Below are 23,571 nucleotides of genomic sequence, written 5' to 3' on the forward strand. Positions count from 1 at the left end.
GAGTTAACACTCGATTTGTCCCACGCCGACATCATCGCCATATGACTGTAAGCCGGCTCGTCCGGCTATTTCACAAGTCGCTGAATTAGCTCGCAGGAGCGCCGCAAAGCACTCCAAATCCGGCTGTCAGCCGGCGATCTTCGAGAAATCGGCGACGCGATCGGTGGCGCTGCGGATGCGCGAAAGCAGTGCCAGGCGGTTTGCACGCACGGCGGTGTCATCGTCGTTCACGAGAACCTTGTCGAAGAACATGTCGACTGGCTCGCGCAGCGCGCTGAGCGCTACCATGGCGCCGGAAAAATCTTCCCGGCCAATGGCTTCGCCTGCCTGGTCTTCCGCCTGAGCGATCGCAGCGAACAGCTTTTTCTCCGCATCTTCGCGGAGCAGAACCGGGTCGGCGGCGGCGGCCACCGCGGTGCCCTTCTTTTCCTCGGCCGCGAGGATGTTGGCGGCGCGCTTGGTGCCGGCCAGCAGATTTTTGCCATCCTCGGTGTCGAGCAATGTACCGAGCGCCTCGACACGACGAACGACCGTCAACAGATCATCGGCATCCGGCGTGATGACGGCATCGATCAGATCATGCCGCGCACCCTGATCACGCAGATAGACCTTCAGGCGGTCGTGGAAGAAGGAAAGAAGGTCAGCAGCCCAGTCACCGGCCTGATCCGACACCGCTGTTCTGGCCCGGTTGGCTTCGGCAAAGGTTTTGCGCAGACCCAACCGCACGCCGTTCTCGATCAAGATCCTGATCACGCCCAGTGCCGCGCGACGCAAGGCGTAGGGATCCTTCGAACCGGTCGGTTTCTCGTCGATAACCCAGAACCCGACCAGCGTGTCGAGCTTGTCGGCCAACGCCACGGCGACCGAAACCGGGTCTGTCGGAACGCGGTCGGACGGGCCCTGCGGCTTGTAATGTTCCTCGACCGCCGCCGCAACGGAAGCGTTTTCACCCTGGAGAAGGGCATATTTGCGCCCTATTGCACCCTGCAGCTCCGGGAACTCGCCTACCACTTCGGTCTGCAGATCGGCCTTGGCCAGAACAGCCGCGCGTTCCGCCAGCACCGGGTCTGCGCCAACCATCGGTGCGACTTCGCGGGCGAGCCTGCGGATGCGCTCGACCCGCGCACCTTGCGTGCCCAGCTTGGCATGGAAGGTGACGTTGAGATGGTCGAGCCGTGCCATGCGCTGGTCGAGCGGCTTGGCCAGATCGAGATCGAACTTCGCCGCCGAGCCCTGCAAAGCGCCGAGGTCCGGCAGGTCGCCCTGGTCGGTGTTCCAGAAATAGAGCGCGTCCGACAGGCGGGCACGCACGACCTTGCCGTTTCCATGCGCGATCTCGGCACCGCCATCCTTGGCCTCGATGTTGGCGGTGAGGATGAAGCGGTTGGAAAGGTCTTCCGCCTCGCCTTGCGGGCGCGTGACGAAACACTTCTGGTTGGCGCGGATGGTGAGGCGGATCACTTCCGGCGGGATTGCCAGGAAAGCCTTTTCGAATTCGCCCATCAGCACGACCGGCCACTCGACCAGGCCGGAAACTTCCTCGAGCAGCCCCTCGTCCTCGACCAGGTCCAGCCCATTGGCGAAGGTCAGATTGCGGGCATCGGCCAGGATGATCTCCTTGCGCCGCTCGGGATCGATGACGACCTTGGCGGCCTCAAGCTTGGCGGCATAATCGTCGAAGCGCTTGACCGTGATGGCCCCTGGCGCATGGAAGCGGTGACCATAGGTGACGTTGCCGGCGCGGATGCCGTCGATTTCGAAATCGACGACCACCGGCTCTTCGGTTTCCGGTCCGAAGGTGCAGACGATGGACTGCAGCGGGCGTACCCAGCGCAGCGCGCCAGGCTTGGCCGAGGCAGCGCCCCAGCGCATCGACTTCGGCCATGGAAAGCTGCGGATGATCGCAGGCACCAGCTCGGCGATGACCTCTTCGGCGGCGCGGCCGGGCCTGGAGATATGGGCGACGTAGAAATCGCCCTTCTTCGGATCGGCATGGACGTGAGCGTCAGCGATCGAGGCGAGGCCCGCCTTGCGCAGGAAGCCCTGGATCGCCTGTTCCGGTGCCTTGGTCGACGGCCCCTTGATCTCTTCGCGCACATCCTTGGAGCGTGCGGTTAGACCGCGAATGTCGAGCGTGAGGCGACGCGGCGTCCAATATTCGCGCGCCGCCTCATAGGTGAGACCTGCCTCGACCAGACCGTCGGTCAGCATCTTCTTCAGATCACCGGCGGCCTTCCTCTGCATGCGAGCAGGGATTTCCTCGGAACGTAGTTCAAGAAGCAGATCGGGCATGGTCGGTCTCAAACGGGAAAGCTGCGGCGGCAATAGCAAGTCGTCCGCGCCCTGTCACCCTTCGTGCAAGACAACGGACGAATGAAAATTTCGACAGGTGTGTCGGGAAGCGACCACCTCACCCGTCCTAAGGGCACAACGACATCACTGAAACACAGCGCTGAAGCGGACGACGCTCAGACGGGAAATCATTGGCCGAAACCATGAAAACGGCATCGACATTGCTCCAGGTCATCGCGCTCAGCGCCTGCTTCGTCAATCAGGTCGAAGCGCCGGCCGAGTTCCGGATGCCGGGTGTGCGGCAAGCCTTGAGGACGATCGCTGGACCCGATCGCCAGTCCCTCCTTGCCGCGATCATCGACGCCGAATTGGCCGACGTGGGGTAGAACAATTCCAGGAAAAGTGCGTAGCGGCTTTCCGTCCGGAATTGCGTACGAGACGGAGCGTTCCGCGCTTCCGTGATAAGACGGAAACGCTCCGGGCTCAGGCAGCCAGTCCGCCAGCCTCTGTCAGCAGGAACGCCTCACCGCATGCCTTGGCCAGATTGCGCACACGCAGGATGTAGCTCTGGCGTTCGGTGACCGAGATCACGCCGCGCGCGTCGAGCAGATTGAAGACATGGCTGGCCTTGATGCACTGGTCATAGGCCGGGAACACCATTCTGTGCATGGCCACATTGGCGTTCGCACTCGGCGCGCCGGCATCCAGGAGCGCCTTGCATTCGGCTTCCGCATCCTCGAAATGACGCAGCAGCATGGCCGTATTGGCATGCTCGAAATTGTGCCGCGAATACTCCTGCTCTGCCTGCAGGAATACCTCGCCATAAGAAACGCGGTCCGGCCCCTCCATGCCGTTGAAATTCAGGTCGTAGACGTTGTCGACGCCCTGCACATACATGGCGAGCCGTTCCAGCCCGTAGGTCAGTTCGCCGGCAACGGGAGCGCATTCGATGCCGCAGACCTGCTGGAAATAAGTGAACTGCGACACTTCCATGCCGTCGCACCAGCATTCCCACCCGAGCCCCCAGGCGCCCAGCGTCGGGCTTTCCCAGTCGTCCTCGACGAAACGAATGTCATGCAGAAGCGGATCGACGCCAATTGCCTTGAGCGAACCGAGATACAGCTCCTGCAGATTCGACGGATTCGGCTTCAGGATGACCTGGTATTGATAATAGTGCTGCAGCCGGTTCGGGTTCTCGCCGTAGCGGCCGTCCTTCGGACGCCGGGATGGCTGCACATAGGCGGCATTCCAGCGACGAGGGCCGAGAGCGCGCAGCGTCGTCGCCGGATGGAACGTACCGGCACCCACTTCCATGTCGTATGGCTGCAGGATGACGCAGCCGTGCGCAGCCCAGTAGTTGTGCAGCGTCAGGATAAGGCCCTGGAACGAGCGCTTGGGGTCCATATTGGCGGGCAGTTCGGCGGTCACGGCGGCCTCGATAGGGAGCTGCGGGATGCGCCACTCCCTAGAGCCGAGGGGCAAGGGCGTCAAGGCAATGAGACGATCAGGAAAGTTGGCGACCTGTCAGTCCGCCAATTCACCCGAGAAATTCGTGCCCTCGTTCTGGTTGTCGCAAAAGGCGAGTATTCCCTGAAATGCGGGTTTCTTGATTGCCGGCGGACCATAAAAACTGATGCTGAACGTCCCCCAATAGGTCGACCCGTTCTGCTCGGTCGGGCAAGGCGTGACCTTCGCGACATCCTGCCAGGCACCGCTGAGAACATTGTCGGCCAGCTTGCCAACGGTCTTGCCTGCATAATCGTCAAAAACGATCGCGTATTCGCCCGTCTCGAGCCGGCTGATGGTTATTGGACCGTTGCCCGTGTTCCAGCGGCCATCGATCCTGATCTCGTCGGCCATGGCCAGAGAAGGCAGCAAGACAGCAACAGACAGGCAAATCCGCAGCATCGCGCGACCCCCAGGCTGAACCAGCACGATCATGGCTGGCAGTGCGGAGAGAAGTCAACGCAATGCGGCAATCTGAAAGGCAAAACCCCGCCGGAAGGCCGCCGTGAGGCCTTCCAATTCACGACGCGAACCAGTTCACCCCTTCGGGGCAGTCGGCTTGGGTTTGGGCGCTTCCTGGGCGGTCTTGTTCTCGAGCGGAGGCAGCCCCTTGAGCAGCTTCTGCTCGACGGAAGCCAGCACATCCGGCTCAGGCTTCAGGTCGCGGGCATGGCGCCATTGGAAAGTCGCTTCCAGCTTGCGGCCGACCCGCCAGTAGACATCGCCCAGATGGTCGTTCAGCACCGGATCTTCCGGTTTCAGCTGCACGGCACGCTCCATTTCGCGCACGGCGTCGTCGTAGCGGCCAAGCTTGTAATAGGCCCAGCCCAGCGAATCGATGATGTAGCCGTCGCTCGGCCGCAGCTCGGCGGCCTTCTTGATCATATCCAGCGCTTCCTTGAGGTTGGTGCCCATGTCCACCCAGGAATAACCGAGATAGTTCAGCACCTGCGGCTGGTTCGGGTAGAGTTCAAGCGCCTTGCGGAAATTCGGCTCGGCCTTCGGCCATTCCTTGATGCGCTCATAGGCAATGCCGCGCTGATAGAAGATGTTCCAGTCAGCTTTGGTCGGCGTCTTCAGCACCGCGACCGCCTTGTCGAAGAGTTCGGCTGCGGAGCGGAAATCCTGCTTGGAGGCGTAGACGCCGCCAAGAGCCAGATAACCGCGCATGTCTTGAGGATTCGCCTCGACAAGGACCTTAAGCTGCTTGATCGCTTCGTCGTTGCGGCCGAGATCCGCGAGGTTCAGGCCGGTCTGCAGTTCCGAGACTTCCTTCAGCGGCGAGGACGCCGGAATGCGGCGGTAGAAATCGATGGCACGGTCACCATCCTTGAGCTGCTCGGCAACGGCGGCAAGCTGTACCAGAACAACGTCGCTGTCCGGCTTCAGCGCCAATGCATATTCGAGATAGAGCCGCACGAACGGCTCACCACCACCCCGGTTGAGCGCGGTGGCAAGATTGAGCAGTATCTCGGACGCTCCTTCCGAAGGGTTCACGACAAGCGGATCCGGCTTCTCGCCCTTGCCTATCCTGTCGCGCAGCGCGACGATCTCGATCTTGCCGGGGCCGAATTCTTCCGCCTGCTTCAGCACCGAAAGCGCCTTGTCCTTGTCGCCCTTGCGGGCCAGGAAGATCGCATAGGCCTGCGCTGCACGCATCCAGGTCTCTGGCGCAGCCCCTCCGGCAGACGTGTTGCCGATCGCCTCGGCATAGGCCGCGTCGGCCTTGTCGGTCTTTCCGGCAGCATCGGCAATCAGCGCGCGATGATAGGCCTTGAACAGGTCGAACCACTCCGGACCTTCCAGCTTGCCGACATAGTCCATCGCGTCAGTGCCCTGGCCGGCACCCTGCATGGCCCAGCCGGTCATGACACCGCTGATCAGCTTGTCGAGATCCGCACCGAGCGACAACTTCAGCCAATACTGTGCCTTGGTGAAATCCTTCTTCTTGAAACTGTCTACGGCCAGCGCCAGACGCGAGAAGCGCTCGATATCCGGCACCTCCTTCAATTTGTCGGCGTAGGGCAGTGATTCCTCGAAGCGGCCCTGTGCGATCAGCGAAAGCATCAGGCTCTGCTGAAGCTGTGTATCCTCAGGCGCGAAGGCCAGTGCCTGCTTGTAATAGTTGATTGCGTTGTCGAGATCGTTGTCGTTTTCAGCGACCCTCGCCGACAGATAGGCGCCGGAGAACGAATTGATTTCGACAGGTGCCGATGGCTGCGCAGCCAAACCGGACTGCGTCTGGGCCGCAAGGCCAGCGAGAATAGCCAGGCTCGAAAGCCAGCGAGCACGTCTTTGCCGCATCGTATCCCTTTCTGGCGGGCTCCTCCCCTGCTCAAGCGGGGATCGCCAAGAATCCTTCATTCCGGCAAAGCATGGCCTTTTTGGGGTCGCGCATCAATCCGGCTGGCGGTCACAATGCGGACATCGTCTTAACAAAGCATGGCTTCCGATGTGGGCGGCTCTGCCGGGCAGGAACGCCGCGCCAGCGACTTGCTGCCAAAAGTAACGCCTTAGATGACCTCGCCTCAATTCACGCGGCTGATGCAGAAATCGATGACGTCGATCAGCGCCGCCTTCTGAGGCGTTCCCTCAAGCGGCGCCAGCGCGTCACGGGCGATCTCGCCGAAGTGACGGGCTCGGCCGATCGTGTCGGAGATGGCGGCATGCTTCGTCATCAGGCCGATCGCTTTTTCGAGACCGGCATCGTCTGCCACGTTCTCCTCGATAGCCCGCTTCCAGAAGGTGCGCTCGGCGGCGGTGCCGCGACGATAAGCAAGGATCACCGGCAGCGTGACCTTGCCCTCGCGGAAGTCGTCGCCGACATTCTTGCCGAGATCCTTGGAGGAGCCGCCGTAGTCCAGCGCATCGTCGATGAGCTGGAAAGCGAGACCGAGATTCATGCCATAGGAGCGCAGCGCGGCACGATCGGTGCGCGAGGCATCAGCGATGACGGGGCCGACTTCGGCGGCGGCCGAAAACAACGCGGCAGTCTTGGCCTTGATAACCGCGAAATGCTCATCTTCCGTGGTGTCGAGGTTCTTGGCGGCGGCGAGCTGCATGACTTCGCCCTCCGCGATGATCGAGGCGGCCGAGGACAGGATGTCGAGCGCATCGAGCGAACCGACATCGACCATCATGCGGAAAGCCTGACCGAGCAGAAAATCGCCAACCAGCACGCTTGCCTGGTTGCCCCAGATCATGCGCGCCGTCTTCTTGCCACGCCGCATGCCGCTTTCGTCGACCACGTCATCGTGAAGCAGGGTGGCGGTGTGCATGAATTCGACGCTGGTCGCGAGCTTGACGTGGCCGTCGCCGGAATATCCGAACATCTGTGCAGCGGCGAGCGTCAGCATCGGACGCAGCCGCTTGCCACCCGACGAGATCAGGTGATTGGCAACCTCGGGGATCATCTGCACGTCGGAACCGGCCTTGGACAGGATCAGCTCGTTGACGCGCCCCATGTCAGACGCCGTCAGGTCGATCAGATCCTTGATCGACGCTGCTTCCCGCTTTCCGTCTTCGAGGTTGAGAACAACACCCACGCCAAAACTCCCGTCCGCCACGCCACCGCGCGCTGCCTTGATAGGACTCTAGCGGCCAGAGCGCATACGGCAAGTGGCGAATTGGCGCGGATTGCGCAAGAGGGTTCCGGAGCGAAGCGTTTACATCGCTGAAACAAGCTGCGAGTTTGCCGCCATGATCGAGCTCATCCGCACCAACGACGCCGTTGTCATTTCCTTTGTCGAATCGCTGATGCGCGATGCCGACATAGGTTTCCTCACCGCCGACCAGAACATGAGCGTGCTGGACGGCTCGATCGGCATCCTGCCGCGCCGGATCCTCGTCGAAGACGACCGTATCGACGAAGCCCGCCGTATCCTCACCGACGCCGGCATCGCCAACGAAATCCGCCGGACATGACCGTGGCCGAACCGGCCGGCGCGCCAAGGCACACGGTGGACGCCTTCCATCGTGGCCGTTTCTGGCTGGTACAGCCGGCCGCTGGCGGTCACCGTGCCGGCATGGACGCAATGACGCTGGCCGCCGCCGTACCGACGGATTTTACCGGACTGGTGGCCGATTTCGGGGCCGGCGCAGGTGCTGCAGGGCTCGCCGTCGTTTCGCGCTGCGAGAAGGCAAGGGCGACACTTGTGGAGCGTTCTCCCGAAATGGCGACCTTTGCCGAGGCGTCGCTGGCGCATCCGGCCAACCAGCATCTCAGCGACCGGGTGACCGTGCTGCGTGCCGACGTCACGCTGACCGGAAAGGCACGGGGCGTGGCTGGGCTTACTGACAACAGCTTCGACTTCGTCATCATGAACCCGCCTTTCAATGCCGGCGAGGACCGCGCGACACCCGACGCGTTGCGGCGCGAGGCGCATGTCATGGCGGATGGGCTTTTCGAGGCCTGGGTGCGCAGCGCTGCAGCCGTGGTCAAGCCGCGTGGCGGCATTGCGATCATTGCGCGACCGGAATCCCTGGCGGCCATTCTCGACGCGTTGGCCGGCCGTTTCGGCAATGCGGAGATCGTGCCGGTGCATCCACACGCCGACCAGGCGGCGATCCGCATCGTTGTCCGTGGCTTGCTCGGCGCGCGGGGCAAGCTGGCGCTCAGGCCGCCACTCGTGCTGCACGATGCCACGACCAAAGGTCTCTTGCCGTTGGCTGATGCCATCAGCAATGGAACGGCCCCGCTTTTCGGAGATTGATCTTCCCTGACCATTGCCGTCCAGCGGCAAATGCCTACATGCCATCGGCCAAACTGGAGAACCGCATCCCGTGCGTCGCCTTTTCAACCGTATCCTGCCGAAATCCTGGCGTTCCACCGATGTCGTCGTACCCGTCATCCGGCTGCATGGCACGATCATGGCCGGCGGCAGCCAGTTCCGGCAGAACCTGTCGCTGGCTTCCACGGTCGGCTTGATCGAAAAGGCGTTTTCCTTTCCTGGACCGGCCGTTGCGATCTCGATCAACTCACCAGGCGGCTCCCCCGTGCAGTCGCGGCTGATCTACAAGCGCATCCGCGATCTGGCAGCAGAAAAGAACAAAAAAGTCTTCGTCTTCGTCGAGGATGTGGCTGCTTCCGGCGGCTACATGATCGCTGTCGCAGCCGATGAGATCATCGCCGACCCGTCTTCGATCGTCGGTTCGATCGGCGTCATCTCCGGCACTTTCGGCTTCACCGACCTGATCAAGAAGATCGGCGTCGAACGCCGCGTACACACCGCCGGCAAAAACAAATCCTCGATGGACCCATTCCAGCCCGAGAAGAAAGAGGACGTCGAGCGGCTGAAAACACTGATGCTGGAGTTGCACGAGACGTTCATCGATCTGGTCAAGGAACGCCGCGGTGCCAAATTGAAGGACGACCCGGACCTGTTCACCGGCCTGTTCTGGACCGGCAAAAAGGGGCTGGAATTGGGCCTCGTCGATGGGCTCGGCGATATGCGGAGCACCCTAAAGGAGCGCTTCGGCCCGAAAACACAACTGAAACTCGTCAGCCAGCCCAGGGGGCTGTTCGGCCGTTTCGGACTGTTCGGCTCGTCAGGCGGCTTCACCGCCCCGGCCCTGGCTGCCGCAGGCGTCGACGCACTTTTCGATGCGGCCGAAGAACGCGCGCTATGGAGCCGTTTCGGCCTTTGAAAAGCCACGGGAACGGTCTACGATGACTGCTTGCCTGACCCGTACGTCCGTCACCGAGGACCCTTGAGGAAGGAGTTTCGATATGCCGCAGATCATCTTCTTCATCGTCATCGGCGTCGTTGCCTATGTCGGGTACCGCTCCTTCATCAAGGAAGCTGAACGGGTCACCGCCAAGGTGCGGCGTACCGAACAACAGCGAGCCAACGGTACGATGGGAACGCTGGTGAAAGACCCCAAGACCGGCGAATATCGGCTGGCCAAGGATTGAGCACCACGGCATTTGTATCCGCAGACCATGCCATGGACGCCCGTCTGGCGCCCGCGAAGGTCAATCTTGCGCTCCATGTCACCGGTCGGCGCCCCGACGGCTATCACACCATCGAAAGCCTCGCAGTGTTCACCCGCTTCGGAGACCGGATCGAAGCGCAAAGGGCAGATGAGGACCGTTTCAGCGTTTCGGGCCGTTTCGCCGGTCTGGTTCCGGCGGACGAAACCAATCTGATCCTCAGGGCGCGCGATGCGCTCCGCCGGCATGTCGGTCCGGAGAATGCTCCTGCGGTAGCCATTTCGCTCGAAAAGAACCTGCCGGTAGCCTCCGGTCTCGGTGGCGGATCAAGCGATGCGGCAGCGGCGCTGCGCGCGCTTGTCTCGAGCTGGAACCTCGACATCGACGAGATACAGCTGGCTCGGATCGGCTTTTCGCTTGGAGCCGACCTGCCAATGTGCCTCAAGGCACAGCCGCTCCTCGCCTATGACGCGGGCGAGACGATTTCGACCGTTTCGAAATTCCCTGCCCTCGGCCTGGTCATGGTCAATCCGGGCGTGGCGGTCGCTACCCCCGATGTCTTCAGAGCCCTCGTCCACCGCGACAACGAAGCTCTGCCGCCACTGCCGAAGACCATTGACTTCCACAGCCTGCGCAGTTGGCTCGAGGCGACACGCAACGACCTCGAAGCCGCCGCCGAGACGATCGCCCCGCTGATCGGCAAGGCCAGGGCTGCACTGCTGCAGGCGGACGCCGCCTTTGCCCGCATATCGGGTTCGGGAGCCACCTGTTTCGGCTTGTTCGAAACCGGCAACGTCGCCAAACGCGCGGCTGCAACGATCCGCTCGCGTCATCCAGACTGGTTCGTCGCGGCGACACGCTCCCTGCCATCCGAGGCGTTGGAAGACCAGTATGCCTGACGCCGGCCGTCCCTTCATTCCCGTCCGTTTCGCGGTACTGACCGTTTCCGACACGCGCGGCCTTGCCGATGACAGATCCGGCCAGACGCTGGCCGACCGCATAGAGGCTGCCGGACATATACTGGCCGCTCGCGCTATCGTCCCGGACGATAGCGACAAGATCCGCGACAGGGTCCTGGCCTGGTCCAAGGATGAAGGCGTCGATGCCATCATCACTACCGGCGGCACCGGCTTCACCGGCCGTGACGTGACCCCGGAAGCCCTGGAACCGATCTTCGAGAAGCGCATGGACGGCTTCTCGGAGGTTTTCCACCGCATCTCCTACGACAAGATCGGCACCTCGACCATCCAGAGCCGGGCAACCGGCGGCGTCGTCAACGCGACCTTCGTCTTCGTGCTGCCGGGATCGCCCGGCGCATGCAAGGACGCCTGGGACGGTATCCTGAAGGCCCAGTTCGACTACCGCCACATGCCCTGCAATTTCGTGGAGATCATGCCCAGGCTGGATGAGCACCTGCGGCGCAGCGGCAAGTAATTCGAGGCATCGCAGGCTTTCCCTTCGTTTCGAAGCCGGTCATGGCGTTTAGGCTCCGAAACCGACGTTCCGAAACAAAGGTCGAGGGGCTATCCTTCCGCGAAAGGGAGGTGGTTATGGCCGTTTACAGAGGCGGATGCCATTGCGGCAATGTCGTGCTGTCTTTCGAGACCGCAATCGCCCCCTGGGACATCGAAATCCGAGCCTGCCAATGCTCTTTCTGCCGCAGGCACAATTCGCTGGCGGCAGCCGACCCCAATGGCATGCTGACCATCCACGTGCAGAGCGAAGCGCTGCTCTCGCGTTATGCCTTCGGTTTGAGAACCGCCGAATATCTGGTCTGCCGCGACTGCGGTGTTTATGTCGCGGCAGCAACCACGGACAGTGTAGGGCAGCGGGCAATCGTCATCGTCAACGCACTGGACGGACGCGAGCAGTTCCGCAAGGAACCAATCCCAACGGTATATGATGCAGAAACGCGCGATGAACGTGTTGCCCGCCGCAGATCCCGATGGATGCCTGTGAAATGGTCCAGTGAATCCTGAGGCGCGCGCCGCTTCGGCTTTTTGGCGTAGTCCTGGACGCAGCACTGCCGCCCACTTTTGCGGGGATTGATCTAGGGCCGGCGAAAAGCCGTCGGCCCCCCATAGAGATAACCGATGCGGGCAACCGCATCCTTCAATCCCTCCAACGCCACGGTCATGGTGTGACCGTTGGCATGGATCATCATCTCGCTGTCGGTCATGATCGCGACATGGCCTTTCCAGAACACCAGGTCGCCGCGCCGCAACCCCGAATAATCGGCTCCTGTATCGAGAAGCTCGCCCAGCGAAGCGACCTGCATGTCGGTGTCACGGAGCACGTCGCGGCCAGCCATGCGCATTGAAAGCTGCACCAGGCCGGAACAGTCGATGCCGAAACCGGAAGCTCCCCCCCACAGATAAGGTGTGCCGAGGAACGTTTCGGCAATCGAGACATAGTCCGCCGCATGGTCACCGATCGGCCGCAGATGGCCGGCGATGATCGTCTCACCGGACGGCAGCACTGCGTAGTGCGTGCCACGCGTCTCGGCAGTGCCGACGACCGCTATGGTCGAGCCCATCGACAAGTGTCCGCTGCGCGGAAAGCGCAGATCCGGTCCCGGGTAGACGAAGGTACGCGGGGCGGAGACGATATGGGTCGCGGCTGCCTCGCGCGGTTTCAACTCCTCGGCCAGAACATAGCCGACATATCCGTCACGCTCACCTTGAACCCAGGCCCAACCGTCGGCATCATCGAACACCAGGACGTCGTCACCGGACAAAAACTGCGTATCGATGCCTGAATCGACGCGTGGCGCACGGCGCAGATCAGCGACTGACGTCGCTATCCGGGCTGGCCGGCCGCTGACGAAACGTTCAGCTGCCACCTCACCTTTCAGGCGGATATCGGCAAGATCGGTGCGAAAGGCATGCAGGCGGGCGTCGTGGGCGGTCAAAGCATCAACTCGGCTGTTCGGAAATCAGATCGGCAGATTGTGTGCCTTGGCAATGATATCATCGCCAAGGCGCTCGACATAGAGCGCACCTTCGACCGTGCGTTTGACCAGCACATTGCGCTTGTCGAGTTCGTCGCGGTGACGCGACACCAGCTTGAGTGCGCCCATCGTGTCCAACGCGCGAGTGATGACAGGCTTGGTGACATCGAGCCGGATGGCGAGGCCCCGAACCGTGTGCGGCGGCGGATCCAGATAGATGGTGAGCAGGATGGCGAGCTGTCGCGCCGTGAGATCGGGGGCGTCGCCGCGCACCTGCGAGAGCATGACTTGCTGCCACAGTCGCAGGGCCTGGCTCGGGCGCAGAGCAATCGACATCCGTCCAGCATGACGGAAAATCGTTTCGTGTCCGTTTCAGTCCCAAGCTCAGCCGAAGCGGCCGGAGATAACCCGTTCCAGCGCGCGAATGGCCTGCGCCTCGCCACCGGCCGGACCATAGGGTCGCTCGGCAGGATTCCAGGCGAAGATGTCGAAATGCGCCCAGCTCGGGCTCTTCTCGACGAAGCGCTTGAGGAAGAGAGCCGCCGTGATCGAACCTGCGAAGCTGTCCGCAGTGACGTTGTTCATGTCGGCGATCTTGGATGACAGCTTGGCGTCATAGGGTTTCCAAAGCGGCATACGCCATAGCGGATCCTCCACCGCAACCGCGGCAGCCGCGAGTTCGGCAGCGAGAGCGTCGTCGTCGGTATAGAATGGCGGCAGGTCCGGCCCCAGCGCGACACGGGCCGCCCCTGTCAGCGTCGCCATGTCCACCAGCAGCTGTGGCTGCTCGTCATCCGCCAGTGCCAGCGCATCCGCCAGCACCAGGCGGCCTTCGGCATCGGTGTTGCCGATCTCGACCGTGATGCCCTTGCGACTGGTCAACACGTCACCTGGTCGGAAGGCATTGGCGGAGATGGAATTCTCCACTGCCGGGATCAGGACACGCAGCCTGACCTTCAGACCCGCGGCCATGATCATCGAAGCGAGGCCGAGCACATTGGCCGCGCCGCCCATATCCTTCTTCATCAGAAGCATCGAGGCCGACGGCTTGATGTCGAGCCCGCCAGTGTCGAAGCAGACGCCTTTGCCGACCAGCGTCACTTTCGGCGCTCCCTTCGGCCCCCAGGTCAAATCGATGAGGCGCGGCGCTTCCGCCGAGGCGCGACCGACGGCATGGATCATCGGGAAGTTCTTCCTGATGAGGTCGTCCCCCGCTATGACGGAGATATCCGCCTTGTGGCTTTTCGCCAGGACGCGCACCGCCTTCTCAAGCGCTTCCGGCCCCATGTCGCTGGTCGGTGTGTTGACAAGGTCGCGGGTCAGAAAGACGCCTTCGGCAATGCGGCTGACACGATCTGCGTCTGTGTCAGCCGGCAACGCGAAACGCAGCGCCTTGCCAGGCTTCTTGCCGTAACGGGTGAAGACGTAGCCGCCAAGCACCAGCGCCAGTGCGGAAAGTTCCGGATCAGCAGGCATTTCCGCGAAATGCCAGTCGCCGGCGGGCAGCACCCTGGCGAGAGAACCGGCCTGCAACGCGCCCTCGCCCGCGCCGAACAGTGCGCCGCCGATTGCGCCGTCCTTGCCGGGCAGCACGAGCGTGCGTCCCGCTTCGCCCGAGAAGCCGTTGGCCCTGGCCCAGGCAAGCGCCTCGGGCGACAGCAGGGCGGCATCCAGCCCATCCTTGCGAACGAGGTGCACAGGCAGCGCCTTGCGCGGTTTCTTTGCGACGAGTTCGACAGGCATTTTCAAGCTCCGGGGGCGCCTGCGACTCGGCGCTCTTAACCATCCGTTAGGGTTAACAGAATATTTCTCGGCTAGGGAAGACGGCCGGTGCACGGCCCCCGGAAGAATGGAGCCCGCCCCATGCCCATCACCCTCCCCGCCCGCAGGACAGGCAAGCGGTTGATGACCGCGGCGTTGCTGGCCGTGCTTGCGGCGGGTGTCGCCGGCTGCGGCACCATCGACCGCATGTCGACCGGCTCGATCGGGCGTGGCAGCGGCAAGCCGGTGGAACTGATGTCCTCCAGCGAACTGCGCGATGCCACCGGCCGGCTGGGCGCATCCTATGCGCGCAACCCCAACGACAAGAACATCGCTCTGAAATACGCCATCGTGCTGCAGATGAACGGCGATGCCGATCAGTCCTTGGCGGTGATGCGCAAACTCGCCATCGCCTATCCAAAAGAGCGCGACGTGCTCGCCGCCTATGGCAAGGCGCTCGCGGCAAACGGCCAGTTCGAGCCGGCGCTCGACGCCGTTCGACGCGCCCAGACGCCGGAATATCCAGACTGGAAACTCGTTTCCGCCGAAGGAGCCATCCTCGACCAACTCGGCCAACGCGACGAAGCCCGGCAGCTCTACCGCAAAGCTCAGGACCTGAAGCCGAACGAACCGTCGATCCTGTCCAACCTCGGCATGTCCTATCTGCTGGAAGGCGATCTGCGCACGGCGGAAACCTATCTGCGCTCAGCCAGCTCACAGCCGAATGCCGATAGCCGCGTGCGACAGAACCTGGCGCTAGCCGTTGGTCTCCAGGGCCGTTTCGACGAGGCGGAGAAGATCGCCTCCCAGGAATTGTCCTCCGAACAGGCACAGGCAAATGTCGCCTATCTGCGCCAGATGCTGTCCCAGCAAAATGCCTGGAGCCAGCTCAAGGCGCAAGACAAGGGCAAGAAGCAGCCCGCGGCCGCCGTCAACTGATCGGCCACGAGACTTCAATATGCATTGGAAAACCGCGCCCTTGCCGCGCGGTTTTTCCGTTTGGAGCGATTTCCTGATCGCGGTGCTATTGCTGTGAAGACGACCGGCTTTTCTCGCCGAATATGCCGCGCTCGCTGACAGTGATACCGGCAGGGCCGAGAATGATGGCGAAGAGGACCGGCAGAAAGAACAGGATCATCGGCACGGTCAGCTTCGGAGGAAGAGCAGCCGCTTTCTTCTCCGCCTCGTTCATGCGCATGTCACGACTTTCCGCCGCCAACACGCGCAGCGCGTGCGCCACGGGCGTACCATAGCGCTCCGCCTGAATGAGTGCCTGGGAGACCGCCTTCACGGAATCCAGCCCAGTACGGCCGGCGAGATTCTCATAGGCCTGGCGCCGCTCCTGCAGATAGGAGAGCTCGGCGTTGGTCAGCACGAACTCTTCGGCCAGTTCAGCGGATTGCGCGCCGATTTCGTCCGCAACCTTATGCATCGCGGCTTCCACGGACATGCCCGATTCCACGCAGATCAGCATCAGGTCGAGCGCATCCGGCCAGGCCTTCTGGATGGATTGCTTGCGTTTGGTGGCACGGTTGGAAACATAGAGAACCGGCAGGTAGAAACCGGCATAGCCCCCAAGGATACAAACGAACAACTTCACGAAAAACGGCTGTTCCCCGAGAGAGCCAAGCACAAAGACGTAGAAGACCGCCAATGCCAGCCCCAGGAATGGAAGCACAAGGCGAAAGAACAGAAACTTGGTGAGCGGATTCTGGCCGCGGAAACCGGCCATCTTCAGTTTCTGCAGCGTCTTCTCATCCGCCAGGGCACGCTTCAGATCCAGCCGCTCGACAATGTTGCGCATGCCGATCGACTGTTCCTCGCGCAGGCCCTTGCGGCGGCGATCGGCTTCCGCGGCAAGCCTTGCGCGCTGTTTGGCGCGCAGCTCGTCGCGCTCCAGTGCCACCGACTTCATTCGCACCTTGAGAGGATCGCGAGCGAAAGCAGGCAAAAGCGTGAAAACCGTGGCGAAAACGGCAATCGCCACCAGAATGGCGATCAGAAAGGCCGGATCGGTAAGGGTGCTGATTGTCTGACCGGTCATCGTCCTACACTTCGATATTCATCATCCGCCGCATCACGAAGATGCCGATCAACATCCAGAAGCCCGCGACACCCAGGATCATGTTGCCCGTGCTGGTCGTGAACAGCGGCATCAGATAGTTCGGACTTGTCAGATAGACGAGAAACGCGACGATGAAGGGCAATGCGCCGATGATCGCCGCAGAGGCTTTGGCTTCCATCGACAGCGCCTGAATCTTGGCCTTCATCTTCTTGCGGTCGCGCAGCACGCGCGACAGATTGCCGAGCGCCTCCGAAAGGTTGCCGCCGGCCTGCGCCTGAATCTGAATAACGATGCCGAAGAAGCCGGCTTCGGCGCATGGCATTGTCTCAGGCATGCGCAATGCCGCTTCCGGAATGGACATGCCCACCTGCTGGGCATCGACGATCCGCCGGAACTCGCTCTTCACCGGCTCCGCGGCTTCATTGGCGATCAGCCGAATGCCGTCGTTGAGCGGCAGGCCTGATTTCACGGCGCGAACGATCACATCCAGCGCATTGGGGAATTCGTTGAGGAAGGCTTTGACACGGCGCTTGCGGCAAAAGGAGATGAACCAGCGCGGCAAGCCGAGGGCCCCGACCAGCAGGGCGGCTGGTACTGCGAACAGCGGCGCGCCGGCTATGAAGGTCAGGAAGCAAAGCGCAATGCCGCTGACAACGGAATAGATGTAGAAGCGCTCCATTGTCATGGTGAGACCGGCCTGACGGATCTGGATCCGCAGTGGCGGGTTCTTGATGGTGCGCGTACTGGTCTTCTGCTTCTCGTCGAGATCCTTCAGCGTGTCCTGCAGCGATTTGCGACGTTTGGCGGCCTCGTTCATCTTTTCGCGAGCCGCTTTCACGACTGCGCGGTCGCTCTCCGCGGCCTTGATGGTTTCCAGACGCTTGCCGGCCTGTTTTGCCGCACTCATGCTGTTGAACATCAAAGCGTATGCAATCGCGCCGGCGCTCGTGCCGGCGAGAAGGACGAAGATCAGAATGGTGCTGTCGATACCGAACATCGGCAAGATTCCTCGCGCCTCTGGGATCCTTACTCGGCCCTCTTCTCCATTGCCTCGAGCGCACTCGCCAGGTGCTGCTCCTCCCCGTAGTAGCGCGCACGCTCCCAGAAATGCGGACGGCCGATGCCGGTCGATACGTGCTCGCCGATAAGCCTGCCGTTCATATCCTCGCCCTTGATATTGTAGAGGACGAGATCCTGCGTGATGATCACGTCGCCTTCCATGCCGATCACTTCGGTGATGTGGGTGATCCGTCGCGACCCGTCGCGCAGGCGCGCGGCCTGGATGATGACATCGACGGAACCGACGATGATTTCGCGCACCGTCCTCTGCGGCAGCGAGTAGCCGCCCATCGCGATCATGGATTCCATGCGGTTCAGGCATTCGCGCGGACTGTTGGAGTGGATCGTTCCCATCGAGCCGTCGTGACCGGTGTTCATAGCCTGAAGGAGATCAAAGACCTCCGGTCCGCGCACCTCGCCGACGATGATGCGGTCCGGCCGCATGCGCAGGCAGTTCTTGACCAGATCGCGCATGGTGACCTCGCCCTCGCCCTCGAGATTGGGCGGGCGGGTTTCCAGGCGCACCACATGCGGCTGCTGAAGCTGCAGCTCGGCCGAATCCTCGCAGGTGATCACCCGTTCTTCGCGGTCGACATAGTTGGTCAGGCAATTGAGCAGCGTCGTCTTGCCGGAACCGGTCGAGCCGGAAATGACGACGTTGCAACGAACGCGACCGATGATCTTGAGGACTTCCGCGCCCTCGGGCGAAATCGCACCGAAACGAACGAGTTGGTCGAGGGTGAGTTTGTCCTTCTTGAATTTTCGGATGGTGAGCGCGGTGCCGTCGATGGCAAGAGGCGGCGCAATGACGTTGACGCGTGATCCGTCGGGAAGACGAGCGTCGCAGATCGGCGAGGATTCATCCACGCGGCGACCAACCTGGGAAACGATGCGCTGGCAGATATTCAGGAGCTGCTGGTTGTCGCGGAAACGGATACCGGTCGTTTCCACTCGCCCGTTGACTTCGATGTAGACGTTGCGGGAGCCGTTCACCATGATGTCGGCAATATCGTCGCGTGCCAGCAGCGGTTCGAGCGGGCCGTAGCCCAGGACGTCGTTGCAGATGTCCTCAAGCAGATCTTCCTGCTCGGCAATCGACATCGCGAAGTTCTTGATCGCGATGATGTCGTTGACGATGTCGCGGATTTCCTCACGCGCGCTTTCCGGATCGAGCTTGGCGAGCTGCGACAGATCGATCGTGTCGATGAGAGCCGAAAAGACCTGGCTCTTGGTGTCGTAATAACCCTCGCCGCGCTCCCGAGGCGCCCGCTTGGCTTCCACGGCCATGCTTGGGGCCTCGATCGCCCGTCGCGCCGGCGCCGCGGCCGGCGACGTTTGTTGCGGCGCGATCGGCGCAGATGGACGAGGTGCTACCGCAACCTCCAAAGGCGCGGGTGCGAGCTGCCGGAATTCCGGCGTCGCCCGACTGCCATCGTCACGGCCTCTCTTGCCAAACATGATCTGCTACCCATCCCGCCCGAGGCGGTTACTTCTTGTTGCGCCTGAGCTTGCCGAGAATATTGCCGAGCCCGGCTTTTTTCTTCGCCTTGAGTTCGCTACGGCCCGTCAGCACATGGGCGATCTCCTTGATCGTGGCCACGACCGGGTTCTTGGCATCCATTTCGCCCAGCATACGGCCGTTGTTGGCGGCATTGCCGAACAACAAAGGCTCGAAAGGAATGACGGCCATGGGCATGATGCCCAGGGGCTCGGCGAAGTCGTTGGCCGAGATCTCGGGACGCTTTGGAACTCCGGCCTGGTTCAGGATCAGCTTGGGCGCCGGGTCATTCGGCCTCAGCCGCTTCAGCATGTCCACCAGGTTCTTGGCGTTGCGCAGATTGGCCAGTTCCGGCGTTGCCGTGATGACGATCTCGTCCGCCTTGATCAGCGTGTTCTTGCTCCAGCCGCTCCAGATATGGGGCACGTCGAGGACCAGCAGAGGTGCGGTGCGCTGCGCCGTGTCGATGATCTGGCTGAAAGCTTCCGGTTCGAAGTCATAGACGCGGTCAAGCGTGGAAGGCGCCGCCAGGAGGGAGAGATGTTCGGCACATTGCGCCAGCAGGCGATCGAGATAGACCTCGTCGATCCGCTCCGGCGAAAAAACCGCCTCGGCGATCCCTTGCGCGGGGTCCTGGTCGAAATTGATGTTCGCGGTACCGAAGGCAAGATCCAGGTCCGCCACGACGACTTCCGACTTGAACAACGAGGATACGGCCCAGGCGACATTGTGCGCGATCGTCGAGGAGCCGACGCCGCCCTTTGCACCCACGAAAGCCACCGAGCGACCGATCGGTTCCGCTTCCGGATCGACAAAAATCGAGGTGACGACGGCGACGATATCGGCCATCGAAACGGGGGCGACCACATATTCCGAAATGCCGGAGCGGATCAGTTCCCGGTAGAGACCGACATCGTTGTAGTGTCCGATCACCACCACCTTAGACGATGGGTCACAGTACTCGGCAAGCTGGCCGAGCTGCTCGAGCATCTCCTTCGGCTCGGCCCGCGTCTCCAGCACGATCAGATTGGGAGTGGGGGCGGAATGATAGAAGTCGACCGCCGTCGGAATTCCGCCCATGTGAACTTTCAGATGGGCCTTGGCCATGCGCCGGTCCATGCCCGCGCGTTCGATCGGGTTGGCAACACCTTCGGTCTCGCAGAAAGCCTGGATGGAAATACGCGGAACAGGCCGCAAAGACTGCATTGCAGCGATGTCCTGGTGCGAGACATCGCCGTCTTCCGCCGAAGGATCGTAGGCGAGATTGGTCATGTTTTGCCCCTTGCGATCCTCGACCTCAGTAGTTGACTTCGGTGCGTGGCGTCGGCGTGTAGAACGGCGCCTTCCGGTACCCGTCGATGACCACCCCGCGCCGCGTCGCATCGACCGGCGTCTGCTGCCGCGGTCCCAGCAGATCGTTCGGATTGGCGATCTGGGCAGCAAGGTTGTTCTGATATGAACAGCCGAAGTTGGTGTAGTGCTTGTTCTCGGTTGTATCGCCGATGTCCGCCGACCAGCGACCGCACTTATCGGTATGGGCGCGCATGGCCGAATAGGTGACACGCACCGGTGCTGCTATGTTCCCCGCGCCGGCATCATAGGAGATGAATGCAATGCGGTCGCGGCGAATGCCGTTGGCAGAAGCGACCTTTGCGAGGCCACGAGCCGTGGATTGAGCGGCAATCTCATTGGCCGAGCCCGAAGGCACTGAAATGGTCAACACTGAGGCGGCGGCGCGGTCATACCCTTCAAGAAAACCAAGCAGCGACTGGCTTTGTGCTCTCGTCATGCCACGGTCGCTCGCCCCGACCGGGATATCCAGCGTCTGGTCCTGCTGCGAAATCATGATCGGGTGATTGGTGCGGTAGTCGTCCGGGATGGCGCCCACCGTGACGCTGTCGCGATTGGCGCAACCGCCGAGCAGCGCAACAGCTATTAGAACCGCAGGAGCAACCATTCTTGTGGCTCGACCCTCGCGCATCGTCGGCGGGACCAAGTTGCTTGCCGAGTAAGACATGTTCACTCCCCGCTTACTTGTAGATGAAGCCGACGACGCCGTGATACCGGCCGGCGGGCTTGTCGGTCTGCATGGTGCCGTAGACACGATTGACCCGGCCTAGGAACATCCCCGCGCCATCGCTGGCAGCGTTGAAGTTGTCGTCGGGCTTGGCGAGGTCGTTGCGTGCGACCGGCCGGGCGAGATAGGGCGTGATGATGACAACCAGTTCACTTTCGTTGCGAACGAAATCTCGGCTGCGGAACAACGCACCAAGTACAGGGATCTTCGAGAGACCCGGGAGGCCGTTGATGGCCTGGCGGACGTCGTCGCGGACCAGACCCGCAATCATCATCGACCCGCCGGAAGGGAGTTCAACGGTAGTGTCTGCCAACCGCTTGCGGATCGAGATCATGTTGGAGTCGTTGAGTGAGACGGAAGCTTCCGTCGTCGGCTCGGACACGGAAGTTCTGACCTTCAAGCTGATGCGACCTGCCGAAAGAACGACCGGCTGAAATTCGAGCCCGATGCCGTACTCAACTGACCTGAAGCCGTAGATTCTCTTGATGGTGCCGTCGTCCTGCTTTTCGCTGTCGGCACTATTGAGAAGATTGTATTCTCCGCCGACCCGGAACGTCGCCTTTTCACCCGAAACAGCTGTGAGCGTCGGTTCGGCCAGAGTTTTCATGACCCCGGCCTGTTCCATAGCGTTTACATATGCCTTGAGAGACGATGACTCTATGTTGAACCCCGAGCCCGACAGCGGCTTGCCTAGGCCCGGATAGTTCTGCCCCAGCGAGCTCCAGGTAATGCCATTCGAGCCGCCGTTACCCACCATATTGACGCCGAGCTGCTTCATGACGGACCGGCTTACCTCCGCCACCGTCACCTTCAGCGTCACCTGGTCGTCGCCCATGATCTGGAGCAGGTTGACGATCTGGCTCTTCTGGCGGGTCTGGTCGGGGTTGTTGATGTCCACCCCGCCATCGCGAGAGCCGCCCACAGCCGTTTGCGAATATTGGCCGGTGGTCGCTTCACCGCCCGTCACGAAGATGGTGGCGAGATCAACGGCACGCTTGGAGTCGAGCGGCGTGTCGACCGTACCTGTCAGGACGACGTTGTCGTTGAGAAGTTCGACCTTGATGTCCGAATTCGGAATAAAGCGCTTGAGGTATTCCTCAAGTCCGGCGACATCGCGCTCGACGGCGAGATCAAGGCTGACGATCTGCTCGCCATTGGGACCAAAGACAAAGATGTTGGTCTCGCCAACCGCCTTGCCGAACAGATAGATGCGGCGCGAGGTGCGCGTCACGGCGTCAGCCACCGTCGGATTGGCGACGAGGATATCGTAGGCGTCGTTCGGCAGATCGATGACGATTGATTTGTTGAGGCCGAGCTTGATGCGCTGGCCGGCAGCCGTATTGCCCACACGCGCCTTGCCGCCCGCGGCCTGCGCGTCAATGGTGCTCACTACACCAGTCCCGAACAACAGGAGACCCACGGCAAGGGTGGTGGCAAACCGGGACATGACCTTCATTTCCTTGCCCCCACTTCGGAAACTTCTCCGGATTTGATCAGGCGCACCGTGCCGCGCCGTCCGTTGCCCGAAACGAGGTAGTCGGCTTCGCCCACGTTCTTCTCCTGGGTGTCCTTGATCGAGCGCAGCGCCAATGTCAGCCGATCGGCCATCTGTTGCGCCACGGTGATGATCTCGGCCTGCTGGGGCGTGAGCTCCAGCGTCGCCGTCTGGCCAACACGGGTCTTCTTGCCTTCCTCGTCTTCCTGGATGGTCTGGTCGATCGCCAGGACGCGGATGTTCTTCAGAATGGTTTCCGTCGTGAAACCGCCGCCGCTGTTCGCAGGATCGGCCTTGCGCGTCATGATGACGTCGACGAAATCATTTGGCAGGATAAAGCCACCGGCAGACGTGTCCGCGGCAATCGCCGTCGCAACGGCCCGGGTGCCCGATGGCAGGATGGAGGACATGAAACTCTGCCCTTCGCCAATGAGCTTGGAGCGGCGGACGGGTTCACCACTGTACATGGCAACGCGGGCGACGGAGCTCTTGAGCTTTTCGGCAGCCTCGGGATCGCTGGCACGGGTGATGAAGTTGGGATTCACACCGTCAGCCGGCCAGGATTCCCATTTGATGCTGGATTCCAGCGGGCTTCCCATTGCGACGTCGGCGCTCAGCACCAGAACGTCCTCCAGCGCGATCGTCGGCTGCTGGGGACCTGCCTCGACGATCTGAGGTGCCGGCGGCACGGCCATGTTCTTGGCGACATAGCCGGCGCCGCCCGCAGCGGCCACCGCCACACTCAAAATAATCAACCGGGATGCCGGCATCGCCCCAATCCACCCTGACAAACCACCTTAGCCAGGTCGGACTGTGCGTCCAAAATCGTCAAATTATGGTTAATGGAGTTCTAATTCGACGATCTAGAGGAATAGGTTTCCAACGGTCGCGCAGACACCTGCAAGGACAGTACAACCAACAACTTCCGTTACCGAC

Annotated in this window: 24 protein-coding genes; 9 read left to right on the forward strand and 15 right to left on the reverse strand. The window is 61.8% G+C overall.

Annotated features, from left to right (window positions below):
- Positions 1 to 126: 126 nt before the first annotated feature.
- On the reverse strand, positions 127 to 2,292 hold the full coding sequence (gene glyS / locus ACFWYE_RS16485) for a glycine--tRNA ligase subunit beta (protein WP_379112790.1): 2,166 nt from the start codon (positions 2,290 to 2,292) through the stop codon (positions 127 to 129).
- Between the two features lie 191 nt (positions 2,293 to 2,483).
- Between glyS and ACFWYE_RS16490 the strand changes: the two genes are divergently transcribed.
- Complete coding sequence (locus ACFWYE_RS16490; RefSeq protein WP_379061607.1) at positions 2,484 to 2,678, forward strand: hypothetical protein; 195 nt, start codon at positions 2,484 to 2,486, stop codon at positions 2,676 to 2,678.
- Positions 2,679 to 2,775: 97 nt separating this feature from the next.
- Here the strand turns inward: ACFWYE_RS16490 and ACFWYE_RS16495 are convergent, their stop codons facing one another.
- From ACFWYE_RS16495 to ACFWYE_RS16510, 4 genes are all read right to left on the reverse strand, one after another.
- Positions 2,776 to 3,720: a glycine--tRNA ligase subunit alpha gene (locus ACFWYE_RS16495; protein ID WP_379061609.1), complete on the reverse strand. Its 945-nt coding sequence runs from the start codon at positions 3,718 to 3,720 to the stop codon at positions 2,776 to 2,778.
- A gap of 96 nt (positions 3,721 to 3,816) precedes the next feature.
- Positions 3,817 to 4,233: a hypothetical protein gene (locus tag ACFWYE_RS16500; protein WP_379112793.1), complete on the reverse strand. Its 417-nt coding sequence runs from the start codon at positions 4,231 to 4,233 to the stop codon at positions 3,817 to 3,819.
- A gap of 102 nt (positions 4,234 to 4,335) precedes the next feature.
- A complete protein-coding gene (locus ACFWYE_RS16505) occupies positions 4,336 to 6,102 on the reverse strand; it encodes a tetratricopeptide repeat protein (RefSeq protein WP_379061613.1) in 1,767 nt (588 codons plus the stop codon).
- A gap of 224 nt (positions 6,103 to 6,326) precedes the next feature.
- The gene (locus ACFWYE_RS16510; protein WP_379112796.1) at positions 6,327 to 7,343 is read right to left on the reverse strand and encodes a polyprenyl synthetase family protein; all 1,017 of its coding nucleotides are present in this window, start codon (positions 7,341 to 7,343) and stop codon (positions 6,327 to 6,329) included.
- Positions 7,344 to 7,497: 154 nt separating this feature from the next.
- Between ACFWYE_RS16510 and ACFWYE_RS16515 the strand changes: the two genes are divergently transcribed.
- The 7 genes from ACFWYE_RS16515 (at position 7,498) to ACFWYE_RS16545 (ending at position 11,709) form a co-directional block, all read left to right on the forward strand.
- Positions 7,498 to 7,722: a DUF2007 domain-containing protein gene (locus ACFWYE_RS16515; RefSeq protein WP_379061618.1), complete on the forward strand. Its 225-nt coding sequence runs from the start codon at positions 7,498 to 7,500 to the stop codon at positions 7,720 to 7,722.
- The gene (locus ACFWYE_RS16520; RefSeq protein WP_379112798.1) at positions 7,719 to 8,510 is read left to right on the forward strand and encodes a tRNA1(Val) (adenine(37)-N6)-methyltransferase; all 792 of its coding nucleotides are present in this window, start codon (positions 7,719 to 7,721) and stop codon (positions 8,508 to 8,510) included. Before ACFWYE_RS16515 ends, ACFWYE_RS16520 begins: the two co-directional genes overlap by 4 nt.
- 70 nt (positions 8,511 to 8,580) lie before the next feature.
- Positions 8,581 to 9,444: a S49 family peptidase gene (locus ACFWYE_RS16525; protein WP_379112801.1), complete on the forward strand. Its 864-nt coding sequence runs from the start codon at positions 8,581 to 8,583 to the stop codon at positions 9,442 to 9,444.
- Between the two features lie 82 nt (positions 9,445 to 9,526).
- Positions 9,527 to 9,712, forward strand: a complete 186-nt coding sequence (locus ACFWYE_RS16530; RefSeq protein WP_054309072.1) for a hypothetical protein — start codon at positions 9,527 to 9,529, stop codon at positions 9,710 to 9,712.
- Positions 9,713 to 9,744: 32 nt separating this feature from the next.
- Positions 9,745 to 10,629, forward strand: coding sequence for a 4-(cytidine 5'-diphospho)-2-C-methyl-D-erythritol kinase (locus ACFWYE_RS16535; RefSeq protein ID WP_379112804.1), 885 nt, complete (start codon positions 9,745 to 9,747; stop codon positions 10,627 to 10,629).
- Positions 10,622 to 11,164, forward strand: a complete 543-nt coding sequence (gene moaB, locus ACFWYE_RS16540; protein WP_379061630.1) for a molybdenum cofactor biosynthesis protein B — start codon at positions 10,622 to 10,624, stop codon at positions 11,162 to 11,164. Before ACFWYE_RS16535 ends, moaB begins: the two co-directional genes overlap by 8 nt.
- 116 nt (positions 11,165 to 11,280) lie before the next feature.
- Positions 11,281 to 11,709 carry a GFA family protein gene (locus ACFWYE_RS16545; protein WP_379112807.1) on the forward strand — a complete coding sequence of 143 codons (429 nt, stop codon included), beginning with the start codon at positions 11,281 to 11,283 and terminating at the stop codon, positions 11,707 to 11,709.
- Positions 11,710 to 11,780: 71 nt separating this feature from the next.
- Here the strand turns inward: ACFWYE_RS16545 and ACFWYE_RS16550 are convergent, their stop codons facing one another.
- The 3 genes from ACFWYE_RS16550 to ACFWYE_RS16560 are packed head-to-tail and all read right to left on the reverse strand — an operon-like array spanning position 11,781 to position 14,423.
- Positions 11,781 to 12,641, reverse strand: a complete 861-nt coding sequence (locus tag ACFWYE_RS16550; RefSeq protein ID WP_379112809.1) for a C40 family peptidase — start codon at positions 12,639 to 12,641, stop codon at positions 11,781 to 11,783.
- Between the two features lie 24 nt (positions 12,642 to 12,665).
- Positions 12,666 to 13,016 (reverse strand): MarR family transcriptional regulator, encoded by a 351-nt coding sequence (locus ACFWYE_RS16555; RefSeq protein ID WP_379061636.1) that lies wholly within the window; start codon positions 13,014 to 13,016, stop codon positions 12,666 to 12,668.
- 48 nt (positions 13,017 to 13,064) lie between these two features.
- A complete protein-coding gene (locus ACFWYE_RS16560; protein WP_379112812.1) occupies positions 13,065 to 14,423 on the reverse strand; it encodes a leucyl aminopeptidase family protein in 1,359 nt (452 codons plus the stop codon).
- A 120-nt stretch (positions 14,424 to 14,543) separates the two neighbouring features.
- On the opposite strand from ACFWYE_RS16560, the gene ACFWYE_RS16565 reads away from it, so the two are divergent.
- On the forward strand, positions 14,544 to 15,380 hold the full coding sequence (locus tag ACFWYE_RS16565; RefSeq protein WP_379112814.1) for a tetratricopeptide repeat protein: 837 nt from the start codon (positions 14,544 to 14,546) through the stop codon (positions 15,378 to 15,380).
- A gap of 85 nt (positions 15,381 to 15,465) precedes the next feature.
- On the opposite strand, the gene ACFWYE_RS16570 is transcribed toward ACFWYE_RS16565, so the two are convergent.
- The 7 genes from ACFWYE_RS16570 to cpaB are packed head-to-tail and all read right to left on the reverse strand — an operon-like array spanning position 15,466 to position 23,405.
- Positions 15,466 to 16,485, reverse strand: a complete 1,020-nt coding sequence (locus tag ACFWYE_RS16570) for a type II secretion system F family protein (protein WP_379061642.1) — start codon at positions 16,483 to 16,485, stop codon at positions 15,466 to 15,468.
- A 4-nt stretch (positions 16,486 to 16,489) separates the two neighbouring features.
- A complete protein-coding gene (locus ACFWYE_RS16575) occupies positions 16,490 to 17,503 on the reverse strand; it encodes a type II secretion system F family protein (RefSeq protein WP_379112817.1) in 1,014 nt (337 codons plus the stop codon).
- Positions 17,504 to 17,532: 29 nt separating this feature from the next.
- Positions 17,533 to 19,023, reverse strand: coding sequence for a CpaF family protein (locus ACFWYE_RS16580; RefSeq protein WP_379112819.1), 1,491 nt, complete (start codon positions 19,021 to 19,023; stop codon positions 17,533 to 17,535).
- Between the two features lie 28 nt (positions 19,024 to 19,051).
- Positions 19,052 to 20,335 (reverse strand): CpaE family protein, encoded by a 1,284-nt coding sequence (locus tag ACFWYE_RS16585; protein ID WP_129410678.1) that lies wholly within the window; start codon positions 20,333 to 20,335, stop codon positions 19,052 to 19,054.
- A 25-nt stretch (positions 20,336 to 20,360) separates the two neighbouring features.
- A complete protein-coding gene (locus ACFWYE_RS16590) occupies positions 20,361 to 21,080 on the reverse strand; it encodes a CpaD family pilus assembly protein (RefSeq protein ID WP_379112822.1) in 720 nt (239 codons plus the stop codon).
- A 13-nt stretch (positions 21,081 to 21,093) separates the two neighbouring features.
- Positions 21,094 to 22,587 (reverse strand): type II and III secretion system protein family protein, encoded by a 1,494-nt coding sequence (locus ACFWYE_RS16595; protein WP_379112825.1) that lies wholly within the window; start codon positions 22,585 to 22,587, stop codon positions 21,094 to 21,096.
- A gap of 5 nt (positions 22,588 to 22,592) precedes the next feature.
- Complete coding sequence (gene cpaB / locus ACFWYE_RS16600; protein ID WP_379112828.1) at positions 22,593 to 23,405, reverse strand: Flp pilus assembly protein CpaB; 813 nt, start codon at positions 23,403 to 23,405, stop codon at positions 22,593 to 22,595.
- Between the last annotated feature and the right edge of the window lie 166 nt (positions 23,406 to 23,571).

It is taken from the genome of Mesorhizobium sp. NPDC059025, from assembly GCF_042739655.1.
Taxonomy (GTDB): Bacteria; Pseudomonadota; Alphaproteobacteria; order Rhizobiales; family Rhizobiaceae; genus Mesorhizobium.

What these genes read in the sequence shown, in the direction of transcription:
- ACFWYE_RS16590 (WP_379112822.1), bottom strand. Translation starts at nt 21,080, where the DNA reads ATGTCTTACTCGGCAAGCAACTTGGTCCCGCCGACGATGCGCGAGGGT.
- ACFWYE_RS16595 (WP_379112825.1), bottom strand. Translation starts at nt 22,587, where the DNA reads ATGTCCCGGTTTGCCACCACCCTTGCCGTGGGTCTCCTGTTGTTCGGG.
- ACFWYE_RS16575 (WP_379112817.1), bottom strand. Translation starts at nt 17,503, where the DNA reads ATGTTCGGTATCGACAGCACCATTCTGATCTTCGTCCTTCTCGCCGGC.
- cpaB (WP_379112828.1), bottom strand. Translation starts at nt 23,405, where the DNA reads ATGCCGGCATCCCGGTTGATTATTTTGAGTGTGGCGGTGGCCGCTGCG.
- glyS (WP_379112790.1), bottom strand. Translation starts at nt 2,292, where the DNA reads ATGCCCGATCTGCTTCTTGAACTACGTTCCGAGGAAATCCCTGCTCGC.
- ACFWYE_RS16560 (WP_379112812.1), bottom strand. Translation starts at nt 14,423, where the DNA reads ATGCCTGTCGAACTCGTCGCAAAGAAACCGCGCAAGGCGCTGCCTGTG.
- ACFWYE_RS16500 (WP_379112793.1), bottom strand. Translation starts at nt 4,233, where the DNA reads ATGATCGTGCTGGTTCAGCCTGGGGGTCGCGCGATGCTGCGGATTTGC.
- ACFWYE_RS16505 (WP_379061613.1), bottom strand. Translation starts at nt 6,102, where the DNA reads ATGCGGCAAAGACGTGCTCGCTGGCTTTCGAGCCTGGCTATTCTCGCT.
- ACFWYE_RS16585 (WP_129410678.1), bottom strand. Translation starts at nt 20,335, where the DNA reads ATGACCAATCTCGCCTACGATCCTTCGGCGGAAGACGGCGATGTCTCG.
- ACFWYE_RS16545 (WP_379112807.1), top strand. Translation starts at nt 11,281, where the DNA reads ATGGCCGTTTACAGAGGCGGATGCCATTGCGGCAATGTCGTGCTGTCT.
- ACFWYE_RS16530 (WP_054309072.1), top strand. Translation starts at nt 9,527, where the DNA reads ATGCCGCAGATCATCTTCTTCATCGTCATCGGCGTCGTTGCCTATGTC.
- ACFWYE_RS16580 (WP_379112819.1), bottom strand. Translation starts at nt 19,023, where the DNA reads ATGTTTGGCAAGAGAGGCCGTGACGATGGCAGTCGGGCGACGCCGGAA.
- ACFWYE_RS16535 (WP_379112804.1), top strand. Translation starts at nt 9,745, where the DNA reads ATGGACGCCCGTCTGGCGCCCGCGAAGGTCAATCTTGCGCTCCATGTC.
- ACFWYE_RS16520 (WP_379112798.1), top strand. Translation starts at nt 7,719, where the DNA reads ATGACCGTGGCCGAACCGGCCGGCGCGCCAAGGCACACGGTGGACGCC.
- ACFWYE_RS16565 (WP_379112814.1), top strand. Translation starts at nt 14,544, where the DNA reads ATGCCCATCACCCTCCCCGCCCGCAGGACAGGCAAGCGGTTGATGACC.
- ACFWYE_RS16555 (WP_379061636.1), bottom strand. Translation starts at nt 13,016, where the DNA reads ATGTCGATTGCTCTGCGCCCGAGCCAGGCCCTGCGACTGTGGCAGCAA.
- ACFWYE_RS16515 (WP_379061618.1), top strand. Translation starts at nt 7,498, where the DNA reads ATGATCGAGCTCATCCGCACCAACGACGCCGTTGTCATTTCCTTTGTC.
- moaB (WP_379061630.1), top strand. Translation starts at nt 10,622, where the DNA reads ATGCCTGACGCCGGCCGTCCCTTCATTCCCGTCCGTTTCGCGGTACTG.
- ACFWYE_RS16570 (WP_379061642.1), bottom strand. Translation starts at nt 16,485, where the DNA reads ATGACCGGTCAGACAATCAGCACCCTTACCGATCCGGCCTTTCTGATC.